Here is a 15,833-nt window from a genome sequence, read left to right on the forward strand (position 1 = left end):
CGGCTACAACGCTTCGGCCACCCGGGTCAGGGCTTCCAGCTGCACACAGTGGTCGTCAGCCGAGGACGACACGAGCCGGACCGATACCACGGTGGCGCCCGCTTGCCGCGCCTGCCGGAGCAGTGCCTCGGCCGACCTCGGATCGTCACGGGGATCCAGTCGCCGTGACGGGGTCAGGACGACCTCGAAGCCGTCCGGGAGCTCCACCGGTCCGAGCAGTTCGGCCAGTTGGTCCAGGGACATTCCGAACGGGGACCAGCCGTCGCCGCGTTCGACCGCGCGGCGCAGCGATCGGCGGGTGCGGCCGCCGATCCAGAGAGGTACGCGCGGTTGCACGGCGTGGGGCTCGACCACCATGCCGGAGTAGTCGTAGTAACGCCCGTGGTACTCGGGATCGCGGCGCGACAGCGAGGCCCGCAACGCGGCGAGTGCGTCGTCGGCACGCGCACCGCGGTCCTTGAACTCGGCGCCCAGCAGACCGAATTCCTCCTCCAGGGTGCCGACGCCGAGGCCCAGCACGAGCCGTCCACCGCTGACGCGGTCCAGCGTGCCGTAGCGCTTGGCGATCTCCAGGGGGTGGTGGTAGCCGAGGACCAGGACATGAGTGGCCAGGCGGATGCGGCGGGTGAGGGCGGCCAGGTAGCCGAAGGTGGCGAGCGGATCCCAGTACGTGGCACCGCGCACCGCCGCCACCTCGGTCGGGACGGCCACGTGTTCGCTGCACGTCAGATGGTCGTAACCGAGCTCGTCGGCGGCCTGCGCGATCGTGGCCAGTTCGGCGATGCCCGCCTTCTCCTCCCAGGCCGAGTGGGCGCCGGGAAGACGGGTCACGACCGGGCTGATCACCCCCAGCCGCAGCGGCGGTCGAGGCGCCGTCACCGCGGGCTCATCCGGCGAATGCCGACCTCCACCTCGGTGACCAGCCGCGCCCGGTCAGGGCCGCAGTGGTTCAGTGCCTGTTCCTCGTTGCCGCCGAGCACCTGTACGGGGCCGTCACCGAGGCGGGCGAGCATTTCCTCGGCGATGTCCCCGGGGTCGGCCACGTGAACCCCGGGCAGATCCATACGCAACCCGATCCGCTCCATCGCAGGGGTCCGGGTCAGGCCCAGGACGGCGTGCAGCACCTGAACTCCGTGCGGTCGCAGCTCCGCCCAGAGGCCTTCCGCGAAGATCCGCTCGAAGGCCTTGGCGGCGGCGTAGACGCTGATGTCCACGTGGCCGACGTAGCCGGACATCGAACCGACGAGGACGAGGGCGCCCTTGCCGCGTTTCTTGAGACGTGCGCCGAAGTGCTGGGTGAGTTCCAGCTGACGGGTGATGTTGAGGTCGATGACCTGTTGGAAGGAGGGCAGGTCGCCCTCGACGAACTCGGCGCCGTAGGTGTTGGCGCCCGCGTTGTAGATGAAGGTGCCGACATCGGCCTCCGCCGCCAGGTCGCGGACTCTCCGGACCACGCCCGGGTCGAGCAGGTCGCCGGACAGGGTACGGACCTGGACTCCGTGTGCCCGGGCGACCCGGTCCGCAGTGGCTTGTAGGGGACCGGGCTTGCGGGCGACGAGGATCAGGTCGATTCCCTGTGCGCCCAGTCTGTCGGCGAGCTCGGCGCCCACGCCCTCCGACCCTCCCGCGATGACCGCCCAAGGGCCGTACGTCGCCCGGTCGATCGTCCCGTCATCGATGTGCGCGTTCATCCGTCTCCCTGTCCGCCGCGGAATCCGTCCGTCCGGGCAAGCTCCAACACATGCCTCCAGCGCCCGTACTCTGGCGCGTGGCGCGACAGCGGCCCAAGCGGTGCTCCCGGCCAGTGGGAGCGCCACCGGACCGCGAGCCCTCCCGGCGCAGAGGCTCGGGCGCCCGGCCCGTGCGGGGTATCCAGCCGGTGGCAGCAGGGTGGCAGCCCGTCGCGGGGTTCGACCCGTCCCGCACACCGGGACCGGCACTTTGCGACCGTGCCCTCCCGTACGACACTCGCCGCGACCGCGCAGGAGCACCACGAGGAGACCGCTATGCCCGACACCCCACCGGCCCCCGTTCCGGCCGTCGATGGCACCACTGTCGATCTGTTGGTCGTCGGCGCCGGCACCGGCATGGCCGCCGCCCTCGCCGGGCACCAGGCCGGCCTGAAGACCCTGGTCGTGGAGAAGACGGAGTACGTCGGCGGTTCCACGGCCCGCTCCGGCGGCGCTTTCTGGATCCCGGCCAGCTCCCTGCTGGCCGCCGAAGGGGCCGGCGACACCGCCGAGCGCGCCCGTACGTACGTACAGGCGGCGGTCGGCGCGAGCACCACCGAAGAGCGGTGGCTCAGCTTCCTCGATCACGGCGAGGAAACCCTGCGCATGCTGCGGCAGACCACCCCGATGCGCTTCTTCTGGGCCCGCGGTTACGCTGACTACCACCCGGAACTCCCCGGAGGCTCCGCCGCAGGACGCACCTGTGAATGCCGGCCCTTCGACCTTTCCGTACTCGGCAGCGAGCGGGCACGGCTGCGGCCGTCCGTCATGGAGTCGCCCGTGCCGATGCCGATCACCGGCGCCGACTACCGGTGGATGAACCTGTTCGCCCGCCTGCCGCGCTCCGGCCTCCCGCGCATCGCGAAGCGTGCGGCGCAGGGTCTCGGCGGCAAGCTGATCGGGCGCGAGTACGCCGCCGGCGGGCAGGCGCTGGCCGGCGGCCTGTACGCCGGAGTGCTGCGTGCCGGAATCCCCGTGTGGACGCGGACCGCGCTGCGCCGCCTGGTCACCGATGGCGACCGGGTCACCGGCGCCGTGCTGGAACAGGACGGCCACGAGGTGACGGTCACAGCCCGGCGGGGCGTGGTGCTGGCCGCCGGCGGGTTCGACCACGACATCGAGCAGCGCCGCGCGCACCAGTCGAAGCATCTTGAGCCGGGCTGGAGCCTGGGCAGTCCTGGCAACACCGGCGACGCCATACGGGTGGCTCAGGACATCGGAGCCGATACCGACCTGCTGGAGCAGGCCTGGTGGTTCCCCGCGGTGGCCCCGCTGCCAGGCGGTTCCCCCCAGGTTCTGCTCGCCGAGCGCGCTCTGCCCGGCTCCCTGATCGTCGATGGCAGCGGCCGGCGCTTCGTCAACGAGGCCACCGACTACATGAGTTTCGGGCAGCGGCTGCTGGAACGGGAGCGCGCCGGCGACCCGGCCGGCCCGCTGTGGCTGGTCTTCGACCAGCAGTACCGCAACAGCTACGTCTTCGCCGGAGCGTGCTTCCCGCGGATGCCCCTACCCAAGGAGTGGTACGAGGCGGGCATCGCCCACCGGGCAGGCGGCGCCCCCGCTCTCGCCCGTGGCGCCGGGCTGCCGGAGGGCGCTTTCACCGCGACACTGCGCCGCTTCAACGAGCTGGCCGCAGCCGGGAACGACGAGGACTTCCACCGCGGCGCCAGCGCCTACGACCGGTACTACGGCGACCCGACGGTCACCCCGAACCCCAACCTGCGGCCGCTGACAGGACAGCTGTACGCTGTCCGCGTCGTCCTGAGCGACCTGGGCACCTGCGGGGGGCTGCGGGCCGACGGTGACGCACGTGTCCTGCGGCCGGACGGCGCTCCCGTCGAGGGGCTGTACGCCATCGGCAACACCGCCGCCAACGCCTTCGGCACGGTCTACCCCGGTGCCGGAGCCACCATCGGGCAGGGACTGGTGTACGCGACCGTCGCCGCCCGGCACGCCGCAGGACGGAAGTGAGCGACTCTTCGGCGGCCCGGGATCAAGTCGTCACTTCACGCCGGGCGATGACCCAGCGCCCCTCCCCGGAACGCCGCAGTTCGTCACGGTAGGAACCGACGGTCTCGACGACGGCGGGGACGCCGCTGGAGACCAGGAGGAAGTACGAGCGGGCCGTGGCGCTGTCCCCGAGCACGCGGACCTCCTGGTTGGTGATCAGGTGCCGGTTCCCCGAGCCGGGGCCCGCGTGGCCGAGTTCGCGCATCCGCACCAGTCCGGCGACGGTTTCCTCTCTCCCGCTCCAGGTGGTGCCGGCCATCCGCCACTCCACGTCGTCGGCCAACAGGGCACCCAGGTCTCCCGGCGCCCCCTCGTCGGCGAGGCGGGCGAAGGCGTACAGGACATCGGTGATCCGGGCTGCGTCCGGGGCGTCCGCCCCCGACTTCTCGATGGTGTTCACGGCTCTCCCCAAGGTCGGAGGGCGGGGAACGGGCGGCCGTCGCCGAACCGGCCCGGGCCCCTTGGAGCACCATCGTCCGCCGCTCCGCCTCCTCAGCGGGCCCGAACGTCCACTCACCGGACATCCCGCCGATGGCAGGAGCGCCCGTGGGGCAGCGTGGACGCAGACCTTTCACCACCGCAATGGAGGCCGCTCCCGTGACAACAGGCACCGACGCCCGCAGCACGCCCCCAAAAAGCCCTGATCTGTCGGTCACGGTGGAGGGCGGTGTCGGCCTCCTCACGATGCGCCGGCCACCCGCCAACTTCTTCGACGAGGCGCTCATCGGGCAGATCGTCGACGCCGCCCGTCGGCTCGATGACGATCCGGCCTGTCGGGTACTGGTCCTGGCTTCCGAGGGGAAGCACTTCTGCGCCGGGGCCGACTTCGGTGACGGTGGCGGGTTCGCGCAGGACCGGGTGGCCGTATCGGAACGTCTGTACCGCCGGGCTGCCCAACTGTTCGAGATTCGGACTCCGGTCATCGCGGCGGTACAGGGGGCGGCCGTGGGGGGCGGTCTGGGCCTGGCCTGCGCCGCCGACTTCCGCGTCGCCGAGGCCGGTTCCCGGTTCGTCGCGAACTTCGCGTTGCTCGGATTCCATCAGGGTTTCGGCCTGAGCGTGACGCTGCCCGAGCTCGTCGGCAGGCCCGTCGCGTCGGACCTGTTGCTGACCGGAAGGCCGGTCCGCGGCGAGGAGGCGGTCCGTATCGGGCTGGCGGACAGGCTCGCCGAGCCTGGCCGCGTGCGCGAGACCGCTCTGGACTGGGCACGCTCGATCGCTGCGGCCGCTCCCCTCGCGGTCCGCTCGATACGCGCCACGCTCCGCGCGGACCTGCCGGACCGGGTCCGGGCCGCTCTGGAGTACGAACTGGCCGAGCAGGCGCGTCTGTGGGCCACTCAGGACTGCGCCGAAGGCATCGCGGCGAGTCTTGAGCGCCGCCGTCCGGAGTTTCGCGGCGCATGATGACGGGCCGTCATCAGCCGTTCTTCTGACGGCCGATGACGGCCCTCCGGTCGAGCGGACACCGCGTCCGGGCGAACGCGTCGTTCTCCGCACCGGGTTCGCGCGGTCGTCCCGGCGGTCGTACCGATCGGCGGCCTCACGCGTGGCCCATCCGGTGCCGAGGCTCACAACGTGTTCGGCGCGGGGCTCTGCCCTGAACGCCACTCGGCGATGCACGTCGTCCCACCCTGGCCGGCTCGGGCCGTGTTCCGAAAACCGGGGCCCGATCGGTACCGGTAGGGCAGCGGGACGACGCGGGCCCGGGGCGTCAGGTGGTCAGTGGCGGTGGGACGGTGCGGCCCCGCGCGCGAAGGCGGCTCATGCCCGACGCCGCGTACCAGATGTCCATCGCCGCGGCTCGGACGGCATCGATGGCCGATTGCAGGGGCATCGCCTCGGAAGGGCCGCACAGCGACACCGCCGCGCGGATCCGGCTTTCGGAAGGACCGATAGGGGCGGCCACCGCCGTGACCCCCGCGGTGCAGCCCTGAGTATCGACCGCGATGCCGCCGCGGTCGCGGATACGGTCGAGTTCGTGGCGCAGCTGTCTCGGAGTGCTGATGCCGTACGGGGTCGCGGGGGCCGGGAAATCCAGGTCGGGTTGCTCGCTCTCGGCGAGTTCTGCGAGCAGAGCACGGCCTGCCGCCGCATGCACGGCCGGCTGCCGGGCTCCCAGCCGCCAGCCTCTCCCCCGTTGCGGCCAGTCGCCGATTCGTTCGAGGTGGAGCACCTCCGAGGAGACGAGCACACTCAGATGTGCGGTCAGGCCGGTCGACCTGTGCAGCGCGTGCATGAAGGGCAGCGACGCCTGATGGACACGGTCTCGTCGTACGACCTGGGCACCGAGCTCGAACATCCTTATACCCAGGGCGTATTCATACCCTTGCCGCTCGACCCAGCCCAGCTCCACGAGGCGTTGCAGGATGCGGTGCGCCGACGAACGCGGAAGGCCGGCGAGCCGCGAGATCTCGACCAGTGTGAGCTGTTGACGGCCGTCGAAGACCTCCAGCAGGGACGCCACTCTGTCGATCATGGCGACCGGGGTGGTCCGGCTCGGCGCAGTCGTCATCGCCACCTCCTGGCTCCGTCGCCTGGTTGCACAATCTGCCAACCTGTCACATACTGACAGGTATGAGTCTACTGGCAGATTGCAGGCGTGTAAACGGATCGGATCCCATTTCCGCATACGATCTTGCGGTGCCCGGCGCCGCTCCCGCTTTTGGAGGAGTACGGCCGTGGTGAAGCGCGGAGGGCCGACGCTGACCGAGCGGCGCGCGGAAGAGCTGAGGATGACGATCGCGCACACGGCGGTCGAGATCTTCGTCGCGGACGGCGACACCTCCGCGACCGTGGAGCGCATCGCCAACGCGGCGGGCATCGCGACGCGCACCTTCTACCGGCATTTCGCCGTCAAGGAGGATGTCGTCCAGCCGCTGTTCCGCCACAGCGCGAGCCTGGTCATCGAGACCCTGCGCACCGCACCCGAGGGCGACGACATAGTCGACACACTGGTCGCGGCCTGGACATCGGCGATGAACGACGGTGTGCTCAGCCCGTTCGATCGCCGGCTTCTCACACTGATCGCGGAAAGCCCGCAGTACCGCCTACGCTGGCTGGAGGCCGATGACGAGCTGTGCGACGCGGTGGCGGAGTTTCTCGCGAAGCGGCTCGGCCGGGCAGATCACCCGTTGAGCAGGACACTCCCCGCCTACCTCGTCGTCCAGGCAACCCGCCATATCTTCATGCAGTGGGTCGCCACCAGCACCGACGAGGACATCGCCGATCTGCTGCGGGCAGGCCTGAGCACGGTGCTGGACGGCGTGGCGGCGGGCCTGCCCGCCGCGGCGCGCGAATGAGTCGGCCTGTCCTCCTTTCACCCCGCCGCTCGAGGCTCGTTCGCCTCCCCGGGGCCCGCGCCTGCTTCTGTCGGTCCGAGGGCGCCGGACGCCCGTAGCCCCGCCACATCCTGGAGGGTGTAGCCGCACTCCGTGAGCACGCGCGAGGTGTCCGCTCCCGCAGGCACAGGCGCACGAGCGGGCGCCGAGGAGGACCGGCTCAGCTTGACGGGGACTCCGATGCCGCGGTACTCGCCGTCACGGATCACCATGCCCCGGTGGAGCACCTGCGGCGCGGACAGCGCCGCCGCGACATCGTTGACCGGGCTCGCCGGGACACCCCTTGGCACCAGTTCGGCAGCGAGTTCGCCCGCGTCGCGCGCCAGGAACGCGGGCTCCAGTTCGGCCAGAAGTGCGGTCAAGTTGCCGATGCGGTCCCGGTTGGTCCGGAAGCGTGGCTCCCGGGCCAGGCGGGAGTGTCCGAGTACGTCGGTCAGCGCGGCGAACTGCGCGTCACTGGCGGCCGCGACGAACAAGCGGCCCTCTCGCGCCGTTCGGAAGACCTGGTACGGGGCCACGGTCGGATGAGCCGCCCCGGTCCGTTCCGGTACCTCGCCGGACTGCAGGTAGGCCGCACTGTGCGGATGCATCAGCGACACGACGGCATCGAGCAGCGTCGCCTCGACCAGCTGCCCCTGTCCGCTGACCGTTCTCTCCAGGAGGGCGAGAAGGACACCCGCGAAAGCCTGGTGGGCCGCCGTGATGTCCACGATGGGCACACCGACCCGGAGCGGGTCGCCGTCGCGCTCGCCGTTGACGCTCATGAGGCCGCCGTACGCCTGGAGGGCCGCGTCGTATCCGGGGAGGCCCCCGAGCGGGCCGTCGACGCCGTAGCCGGTGATCCGGCAGTACACGAGCCGGGGGAACTCCGCCGCGAGCCGGGACTCGTATCCGAGCCCCCAACGTTCCATGGTTCCCGCCTTGAAGTTCTCCACAACTACGTCGGAGCGGGCGATGAGGCCGTGCAGCACCTCACGGGCCGGCTCTGTCCGCAGGTCGAGCACGATGTTCGCCTTGTTGCGGTTGAGGCCCTGGTAGTACGCGCTCGCTGTCTCCGCGTCGTCGACGAACGGAGGACCCCAACGACGCGTTTCGTCGCCCGAAGGCGCCTCGACCTTGATGACTTCCGCGCCGTGGTCGCCGAGCATCTGGGCGCAGAAGGGCCCGGCGAGCACCCGGCTCAGGTCCAGGACACGCAGACCCCGGACAGCACCTGCTCCTTTCACCGTCCACCTCCCGTCACCAGCGACCACCAGTCCCCGCCCGCGCCCACGGGGGCGGCCAAGCGGTCCTGCCAGTAGCTTTCGGAGCCGAACTCGTCGCGCCAGGACCACATCCGGGTGGTCGACCTTCCCAGGTGGTGCTCGCGCGAGTAGCCGAGTGCACCGTGCAGTTGATGTCCGAGCGCGGTGACCACCTGCGCGCCGGCGGATGTCGTCGCCTTGGCCGCGGCGACCGCGAGATCCTCGTTGTCCTGTGCGTCCACCGCGAGCACGGCCGCATCGGCGCCGACTCCCATCACGGCGACCTCAGCGGCCAGGGCCGCCACATGCTGTTGCACGGTCTGGAACCGGGCGAGCGGGCGTCCGAACTGCTCCCGTTCGGTGACGTGCCGAAGGGTGGATTCCAGCACCGCGCGTGCCGCTGCCGCGAGTTGGACCGACCGGGCCAGCGCCCCCCGCCGCGACAACGCGCCGACGTCGACACCGCTCGGCGCGGCGACAACCGCGTCCCCGGCTTCAAAGTCCTCCAGTACGAGCGTGTCGCGCGGTTCTCCGGCGAGGTTCTCCCCCCGTACGACCGTCGGACCCGCAGGCCTCCGAACGGGTATGACCGCTATGAGGACTTCCTCACCGCTCCTGACCAAGGTGACCACGTGGTCGGCATGCCGGCCCCAGGGCGTCCGCAGCCGCCCGGTCAGGCGGAGCGCACCGTTGCGCCATTGACCGTCGGCCTCGTCGAGCGAGGCGACCACGAGTCCCTCCGGCAGGGGCAGGCCGGCCCGCACCATGAGCCAGCCCGCCAGGAACGCGGCCTCGGCCACCGGGACATCGGCGGCGTGGAAGGCGGCCAGGTCGACCACTACCGCCAGGTCGCGGAGTGTGCCGCCGCTGCCGCCCACCTCCTCCGTGACCCCCAGCAGATGGAATCCCGTATCGCTCAGGCCCGTCCACAACGGGCCGTCGAAGCCTCCCGGGGCCGTTCCGCCCGCCTCGCCTCGCCGCAGGATCGCGCTGACGGCAGAGCGGATCTCTTCCCGCAGGTCGTCGCTCACCGAACCCCCAAGCCGCGGGCGACCACCGAGCGAAGGATCTCGCTCGCCCCTCCCCGCAGCGTGAACGCCGGAGAGTGGAGGATGCCCTCGGCGAGCATTCCTTCCAACCCGCTCGCCCCCCTGACGGGCTCGGTCCCGCTCAGTCTGCGTACGGTGTCCACCACGTCTCCTTCGAATCGTGACCCGAGGTCTTTCACCAGGGCCGCGGCGGTCTCGGTGGAACGCCCTTCGGCCAGGGCGGCGGCGACCGACAGCGAGAGCTGACGCAACGACCAGGCGCGGGCGGTGAGCCTTCCCAGCTCCCTCGCCTCGACGGCCCCGCTCCCCCGCTCCGCCAGAAGGTCCGTCCACGCACGAAGCAGCGGCACCGTGCTCATCAGCCGTTCAGGCCCGGACCTTTCGTACGCCAACTCGGCGGTGACCTGACTCCATCCGGCTCCGCGTTCGCCGAGCAGGCTATCGCCGGGGACGACCGCGGCATCGAACACCACCTCGTTGAAGTGGTGTCCGCCGTCAACCGTCACGATGGGCCGGACCTCGACGCCCGGCGTCGGGAGGTCCACCACGAATTGCGACAGCCCGGAGTGCCGATCGCCCGGCGAGCCGTCCGTACGGGCGAGGACGACCATCGCGTGAGCGTAGTGAGCGCCCGTGGTCCACAGCTTGGTCCCGGTGATCTCCCATCCGCCGGGCACTTCTCGCGCCCTGGTGCGCACCGCCGCCAGGTCGGAGCCGGCTTCGGGCTCGCTCATGCCAATGGCGAAGTAGCAGGCTCCACGGGCGATCTCGGGCAGATAGCGCTGCTTCTGCGCTTCGGAACCATGGCGGAGGATGGACGGCGCCATCTGGCGATCGGCGATCCAGTGCGCGGCGACCGGTGCCCCCGCGGCGAGCAGTTCCTCGGTGACGACGAAGCGGTCCAGCGGCGAGCGGTCGTGACCGCCGTACCGGCTGGGCAGCGTCATACCCAGCCAACCGCGCGCCCCCAGCCGCTTGCTGAAGTCCGGGTCCGCCGCCGTCATCCAGGCGTCGCTGCGTGCGACGAAGGTCCCCGCCGCCCTTTCCTCTGCCAGGAAGGCCCGCACCTCCTCGCGGAGCAGCAGGGACGCGGTATCGAGGCGATGAGCGGAGAGATCGATCGTGGCTGTCATCGGACACCCCCTTCGGTTCCGACCCACGCTAAGCGATGGGATCCAAAACCGTATGACGATGTTCCGTTCAGTGGACGGCCTTCCGCGGTGCATCAGCCAAGTTCAGTGGACGCCTTCCGCGGTGCGTCAGCCAAGGGGCGGGCGAGCGGCCGCACCCGCCTGGAGCATCAGGTTCAACTGGGCTTCCGAACCCGCGCGGTGGGCGTCCATGAGCTCGACCAGGCGGTCCAGATCCCCCTCACCGAGCGCGGTGACCATCTCGCGGTGCTCGGCCAGGATGCGCTTCCGCCCTGCCTCGTCGTGGAGGTAGACCGCGTGGTACGGAAGAGCCCATGTCCAGATCCGGGCGATTTCCCCCACGACGAGGTTGAGGTCGCTCAGACCGAAGATCGCCAGGTGGAACTGGCTGTTGAGCGTACGCATCAAAGCAAGGTCGAGGTCCTCGGCAGCTCGCTCAATCTCCTCGGCCACCGCGCGGATCTCGGCGAGCTGGGCGGCGGACGGACGTGGCAGGCTTCGGATCACCTCAGTCTCCAGGAGCCGCCGCATCAGATAGACCTGGTCGAACTCGGCCCGACCCAGGCGGGCGACTGCGAACCCGACATGGTGCTCGTGGACGACCAGGCCGTCCGCGGCGAGCTGACGCAACGCCTCCCGTACCGGCAGGCGGCTCACCCCCAGGGCGGCCGCCATCTGCTCCTGTCGGATCTGCTGACCGGGCAGCAACTCACCCGACACGATCATCTGCTTGATTCCGGTTATCACCCTGGACACCGCCTGGTTCGCGGGGAACCCGGGGCTGGTGGCGCGTGTCTTGCTGGACGGCATCTGCACTCCTCACAATTCGCTACACCGTAGAGCGTGCGGCGGCCGGGCGCAGCGGCGGACTGCCGTCCTGCCCCGTCAAGACGTCACGCTGCCTCCGTTGAGGTTGAGGATCTGACCGGTCATCCAGGAGGCCTCGGACGACGCGAGGTAGACCGCCGCCGCGCCGACGTCCTCCGGTGTCCCGAGCCTGTGCAGTGGAATCTTCGCCGCGAACACCTCCGTGCTCTCACCGGCGACATTGCTCTGCAGCCCGAGCGAGGGTGTTGGCAGTGACGCCGAACGGCGCGAGCTCCTGGGACAGATGCCGGATGAAGCCCTCCACACCGCTCTTGGCCGCCCCGTAGAGGGAGATCCCCGTAGCGGATCCGGCGCGCGCCGACCCTGAGGAGATCTGCACGATCCGCCCCCACCCCGCCTCGCACATGTCGTCCGCGACCGCCGACACCAGATTCATGCCACCGAACAGGTTGATCTCCACAGGAGCCCGCCACCGGCCGGGGGCGAGGGTGCGGGACCATCCCTGCCCGAAGCCGGCCTGGGCGCCGGCGTTGTGGATTAGCACGTCGAGGTGACGCCCGAATAGCACGCAAGCCCTCGCGACTCCCGCCTGAACGGCCTGGGGACCGGTCACGTCGAAGGGCACCGCTATCGCCGTCCCGCCCTTGGCGCCGATCTCCTTGCCCACACCGTCGGCCCGGGCACAAAGTCATTCACCACCAAGTCGAGCACCACCACGTCGAGACCTGAAGACAAGGGGCGCGGGCGATCCCTGCGCCGGAATCCTGGCCGGCCCCTCACCAGTGCGGTACGTCCTGAAGAATCAAACTTCGCTTGCCTTTCCGGGTTCGGCCCTCATGTTCCGGAGCGGGGACTCCCAGCTCACCGAAAGCCAACGACGCCTGTCGACGGCACGTCAAATGTGCTGGATGATCTCCAGGGCGTGGCCCTCGGGGTCCTGCAGCTGGGCAACACGCAGGGCTTGACCGGGCAGGCTCCTGGGCGGAGCGCACACGACGCCGCCCGCCTTCTCCGCTGCCCCCACCACTCGCTCCACATCGGCAACGGCGAAGCCGAGCACGGCCTCGCCCGGCGGTGGAGTTTCGCGGTGGAGGTGGTGCACCAGCAGTAGGGACGGTCCGTCGCCGTCCGGCGAGCCCATGACGACTTCCGAGAACGCATCGTCACCCTCGCCACCGGACACACGGTGCCTCACGACCTGGCCGAGCACAGCGGAGTAAAAAGCGGACTGGGCATTGAGGTCGCTCACGGCGATCTTGGTGAATGCGAAGCGCTGGCTGTCGGCCATGGAATCCCTCCATTGACGCGATGGATCGGAAGGGGCGCCCGGCCCGGCCGCTCCCGCTATCACCCGAGCAGTACAACAACACACCGGCTCTGCCGGCGATGCATGTTCCAGTGAGCGGGATAGCCCGCAGGCCGTCCGGGACGCGCCCTTCAGTGTCTCGGCCCGCACTACGCAAGGCGGTCCCGGCCGGGGGGCACGGCAGGCAGCCCAACGCCGACTTCGATCCGCCGGTGTGCGGTGGCGTCGATCAGACGCCGACCCTCCTGTCAGTCCCCACCAGTAGCGTGGGGCGGGTGAGTAAGAACCGGGGCAACTCGACCAAAGCTGCAGCAACCTTCATCAAGCAGTTCATGCAGGATGCCAGCGATCCTGACGGCGCCTTCAACGACAGCGCGAACCGCCCGAAGGAAGACCATAAGGGCGCCGAGCGCGAGTACGCGCTGATGCGACTCGTCGCGAAGTACGTGCGGGACAACGTAGAAATCTATCAGCGCGCGGGAATCCAAGATGCGGCCAATGCCGACACACGCGAAGGATGGTTCCCTGGCCGCACAAAGGCAGTGAGGTTCTCATGTGCAACAAGGCCGCCCGACCGCATCACCCGCTGGTCGCCCTACACAATCACCTCGCCTACCTCATGCGCCTGTGGTGGGTTCCGGGCACGTCATTCCATTTGGAGTCCTGCACCGGACACCACAACCTGTGCGAGGGCGAAGAGATCTTTCCACCTTCTGTCGCGGGATATCCCGGCACCTGCACGCACGCGTGCCGGGAGTGCCTGGTCCTCGGCCCGTGCGGAAGGACCACGGGCCCGGCTGAGTGAACTCCAGTCCAGTGCCCCTGATCCCTTCTCGATGGTGCCCACCGAATACGGCCGCCCCGGTCATTTGGCGCGCGGCCGACTGGGCTCTGCGGGCCCTCGGACGCCCCTGAACCGCAGCCTCGCCCCCGCCCGTCCTACGACGCCGCCCCTCCGCGGCCGCCGGACATCGCCCAGTGCCTCCCACAACGGCCATCGCTCATCGGCCCGCCGCGGGATCGCATGCCGCTCCACTGACCGGATGCCGTGCGTCCACCCCATGCCACAGCAGGCTTGTTGAACCGATTGTTGGAGACGACCACCGCGACCTGGGCCCGTGGGCCGGCTCGGCGGTGCCGTTGACCTGCTGCAGCACGTCGACGCCCGTTGCCTTCCCCCGCCCATCCGTCGCATCGAAGCTTGCACTGGGCCAGGCTTCCCCGTGACCAGGAGCCCATCTGTAGCCGATCGGCACCGGAACCCGTCGGCGGGCACCAGCTGGAGCCAGTCGACGTGACACCTACCGGCTGTGACTTCGGCGGTGCGGTAGCTCGGCAGGCAGCCAGACGAGTTTGACACTCAGCTTCCGCAGCGCTCAGTCACTCTCCAGCGACTCCATCTGGGCCTCTCCCTCGGTATTCGGGCGACGAACGGCAACCAACCCCTCACCTGACTGACAGTCAGGAAAGTCAGCAAAAGGACACCATCGATCCGATTGAACCCTGACACACACGCCTGAACACGAGACTCGACGCGCCTCCTCTCCAGGACAGCAAACCCTCGATCCCAACCACAGGACAGGACACCTATCGAGGGGCCTGGCAAGGCGCCCATCAATGGGAGAACAACCAACCCGACCATAGGTTTCCCCAGGTCAACGCACTCGTCCGCGCGGCTTCAGCGGGGTGGTGGGCAGTGACGGGGCGGACAGGCGGGCACCGTCGTAGCCCTGCACCTCGCCGAACCGCGAGCCCTCCTCCCAGTCGTTTCGCGCCTGTACGATCTCCTCACCGGATCGGGCGATGAAGTTCCAGAACATCACGAGCTCCTCCTCGAACGGCTCGCCGCCCAGGAGCATCAGCCCGGCGTCGGATACGGCGCGCAGGGGCAGTTCGGTGCGGCCGCAGCCGAGGTAGAGCATCGAGCCGGGCAGCACGGGTACGCCGTCGACCTCTGCCTCGCCCGACATGGACAGCACCGCGTACTCGAAGTCGGGGTCCAGGGGCAGGCGGGCCTCGGCGCCGCCCGTCAGGGACACGTCGGCGCCGACGATGGGGGTGTACGCGGTGCCGGGCGAGGCCGCTCCGTCCAGTTCCCCCAGGATGACGGTGGCGGTCAGGCCGGGGGCGGTGACCACGGGCAGGTCCGTGTGGTGCTGGAAGTGCGGCTCGACGTGACGGTGCGCGTCCGGGAGGGCCACCCACAGCTGCGCTCCGTGCAGGAGCCTGGCGTGTTCCTTCGGGCTCTCCTCGGAGTGGCTGATGGCGCGGCCCGAGGTCATCAGGCCCAGCTCGCGGGGGCGTACCGTCTGCAGACTGCCGAGGCTGTCCCGGTGGAGCACCTCGCCGTCGTGGAGCCAGCTGACGGTCTGGAGGCCCATGTGCGGATGCGGCGGGACCTGCATGCCCGGCTCGTCGGCGATGTCGTCCGGCCCGTAGTGGTCCACGAAGGCCCACGCGCCCACCATGCGCCGGCCGAGGTTGGGCAGCAGGCGGCGGACCTCGGTACCCTCTCCCAGCTGGACGCGGCGGGGGGCCAGAAGCTCACGGACGGGCTCGGCGACGACGAAGCCGCGTCCTCCGCAGACGGAGGGCGTGGCCTGGCGATCGAGATTGCTCATGGCGCTCAACCTATTCCCGTAGGGGCGTGGATCACCCGGTCCCACGCCAGAATTTTAGTGGAATGTTCAACCATTGTCCGGTGTTGTCATGGCTGAACGTACGGCGGGGCGGTCCGGGGACGGCCCGCACCACACGAAGGAGGACACGTGAGCGAGACCGAGACCTACTACGAGTTCGGCACCGCCGCCGACCGGTGGGACCGGGCGCAGTTGTTCTTCGAGGCCAAGGAGTACCTGACGGCGGCGCGGATCCTGGGCGGACTCGTCGAGGAGGTGCCGGAGCAGGTCGCGCCGCGGCTGCTGCTGGCCCGCTCGTACTACCACTCCGCCCGGCTGGGCAAGGCGGAGGAGGAGCTGCGGCGGGTGCTGGAGCTCGACCCGGTCGAGTCGTACGCGCGCCTCATGCTGGGCCGGACGCTGGAGCGCCAGGGGCGGGGCGCCGACGCCGCGCCGCACCTGCGGATGGCCGCCGCCCTCACCGGTGACTTCGGCACTCAAGCCGCCCACTCCTGAGCCGCCGCGCCGCACCACCGGCCGGGCCCGCATCCTTCGGTGC

The 15,833-nt window shown here is 70.0% G+C and carries 16 protein-coding genes; 4 read left to right on the top strand and 12 right to left on the bottom strand.

What is annotated here, in order from left to right; translation table 11 throughout:
* Nucleotides 1–3: 3 nt before the first annotated feature.
* Both ACFWM7_RS12830 and ACFWM7_RS12835 read right to left on the bottom strand, forming a co-directional pair.
* Complete coding sequence (locus ACFWM7_RS12830) at nucleotides 4–879, bottom strand: TIGR03619 family F420-dependent LLM class oxidoreductase (RefSeq protein ID WP_383259176.1); 876 nt, start codon at nucleotides 877–879, stop codon at nucleotides 4–6.
* Nucleotides 876–1,691: an SDR family NAD(P)-dependent oxidoreductase gene (locus ACFWM7_RS12835; RefSeq protein ID WP_383259179.1), complete on the bottom strand. Its 816-nt coding sequence runs from the start codon at nucleotides 1,689–1,691 to the stop codon at nucleotides 876–878. Before ACFWM7_RS12835 ends, ACFWM7_RS12830 begins: the two co-directional genes overlap by 4 nt.
* A 315-nt stretch (nucleotides 1,692–2,006) precedes the next feature.
* On the opposite strand from ACFWM7_RS12835, the gene ACFWM7_RS12840 reads away from it, so the two are divergent.
* A complete protein-coding gene (locus tag ACFWM7_RS12840; RefSeq protein ID WP_383259182.1) occupies nucleotides 2,007–3,701 on the top strand; it encodes a 3-ketosteroid-delta-1-dehydrogenase in 1,695 nt (564 codons plus the stop codon).
* Nucleotides 3,702–3,723: 22 nt separating this feature from the next.
* Here the strand turns inward: ACFWM7_RS12840 and ACFWM7_RS12845 are convergent, their stop codons facing one another.
* On the bottom strand, nucleotides 3,724–4,140 hold the full coding sequence (locus tag ACFWM7_RS12845; protein WP_383259188.1) for a nuclear transport factor 2 family protein: 417 nt from the start codon (nucleotides 4,138–4,140) through the stop codon (nucleotides 3,724–3,726).
* Between the two features lie 197 nt (nucleotides 4,141–4,337).
* Between ACFWM7_RS12845 and ACFWM7_RS12850 the strand changes: the two genes are divergently transcribed.
* Complete coding sequence (locus ACFWM7_RS12850) at nucleotides 4,338–5,144, top strand: enoyl-CoA hydratase/isomerase family protein (RefSeq protein WP_383259194.1); 807 nt, start codon at nucleotides 4,338–4,340, stop codon at nucleotides 5,142–5,144.
* A gap of 307 nt (nucleotides 5,145–5,451) precedes the next feature.
* Here ACFWM7_RS12850 and ACFWM7_RS12855 read toward each other — a convergent pair whose 3' ends face one another.
* Nucleotides 5,452–6,252, bottom strand: a complete 801-nt coding sequence (locus ACFWM7_RS12855; protein WP_383259197.1) for an IclR family transcriptional regulator — start codon at nucleotides 6,250–6,252, stop codon at nucleotides 5,452–5,454.
* 166 nt (nucleotides 6,253–6,418) lie between these two features.
* Between ACFWM7_RS12855 and ACFWM7_RS12860 the strand changes: the two genes are divergently transcribed.
* Complete coding sequence (locus ACFWM7_RS12860; protein WP_383259200.1) at nucleotides 6,419–7,039, top strand: TetR family transcriptional regulator; 621 nt, start codon at nucleotides 6,419–6,421, stop codon at nucleotides 7,037–7,039.
* Nucleotides 7,040–7,056: 17 nt separating this feature from the next.
* Here the strand turns inward: ACFWM7_RS12860 and ACFWM7_RS12865 are convergent, their stop codons facing one another.
* The 8 genes from ACFWM7_RS12865 to ACFWM7_RS12900 form a co-directional block, all read right to left on the bottom strand.
* Nucleotides 7,057–8,304: a CaiB/BaiF CoA transferase family protein gene (locus ACFWM7_RS12865; RefSeq protein WP_383259205.1), complete on the bottom strand. Its 1,248-nt coding sequence runs from the start codon at nucleotides 8,302–8,304 to the stop codon at nucleotides 7,057–7,059.
* A complete protein-coding gene (locus tag ACFWM7_RS12870; protein ID WP_383259208.1) occupies nucleotides 8,301–9,353 on the bottom strand; it encodes an acyl-CoA dehydrogenase family protein in 1,053 nt (350 codons plus the stop codon). The genes ACFWM7_RS12865 and ACFWM7_RS12870 overlap by 4 nt, the downstream gene beginning before the upstream one ends.
* The gene (locus ACFWM7_RS12875; RefSeq protein WP_383259211.1) at nucleotides 9,350–10,504 is read right to left on the bottom strand and encodes an acyl-CoA dehydrogenase family protein; all 1,155 of its coding nucleotides are present in this window, start codon (nucleotides 10,502–10,504) and stop codon (nucleotides 9,350–9,352) included. Before ACFWM7_RS12875 ends, ACFWM7_RS12870 begins: the two co-directional genes overlap by 4 nt.
* 126 nt (nucleotides 10,505–10,630) lie before the next feature.
* The gene (locus tag ACFWM7_RS12880) at nucleotides 10,631–11,332 is read right to left on the bottom strand and encodes a GntR family transcriptional regulator (protein ID WP_383259213.1); all 702 of its coding nucleotides are present in this window, start codon (nucleotides 11,330–11,332) and stop codon (nucleotides 10,631–10,633) included.
* A 75-nt stretch (nucleotides 11,333–11,407) separates the two neighbouring features.
* Nucleotides 11,408–11,656 carry an SDR family oxidoreductase gene (locus ACFWM7_RS12885; protein ID WP_383259217.1) on the bottom strand — a complete coding sequence of 83 codons (249 nt, stop codon included), beginning with the start codon at nucleotides 11,654–11,656 and terminating at the stop codon, nucleotides 11,408–11,410.
* Nucleotides 11,559–12,017, bottom strand: a complete 459-nt coding sequence (locus ACFWM7_RS12890; RefSeq protein WP_383259220.1) for an SDR family NAD(P)-dependent oxidoreductase — start codon at nucleotides 12,015–12,017, stop codon at nucleotides 11,559–11,561. Before ACFWM7_RS12890 ends, ACFWM7_RS12885 begins: the two co-directional genes overlap by 98 nt.
* Nucleotides 12,018–12,245: 228 nt before the next feature.
* On the bottom strand, nucleotides 12,246–12,638 hold the full coding sequence (locus tag ACFWM7_RS12895) for a VOC family protein (protein ID WP_383259223.1): 393 nt from the start codon (nucleotides 12,636–12,638) through the stop codon (nucleotides 12,246–12,248).
* Between the two features lie 1,673 nt (nucleotides 12,639–14,311).
* Nucleotides 14,312–15,277, bottom strand: coding sequence for a pirin family protein (locus ACFWM7_RS12900; protein ID WP_383259226.1), 966 nt, complete (start codon nucleotides 15,275–15,277; stop codon nucleotides 14,312–14,314).
* 147 nt (nucleotides 15,278–15,424) lie between these two features.
* On the opposite strand from ACFWM7_RS12900, the gene ACFWM7_RS12905 reads away from it, so the two are divergent.
* Nucleotides 15,425–15,790: a tetratricopeptide repeat protein gene (locus ACFWM7_RS12905; protein ID WP_383259228.1), complete on the top strand. Its 366-nt coding sequence runs from the start codon at nucleotides 15,425–15,427 to the stop codon at nucleotides 15,788–15,790.
* Nucleotides 15,791–15,833: the final 43 nt, after the last annotated feature.

This window comes from Streptomyces sp. NPDC058375, from assembly GCF_042723425.1.
Taxonomy (GTDB): domain Bacteria; phylum Actinomycetota; class Actinomycetes; order Streptomycetales; family Streptomycetaceae; genus Streptomyces; species Streptomyces durocortorensis.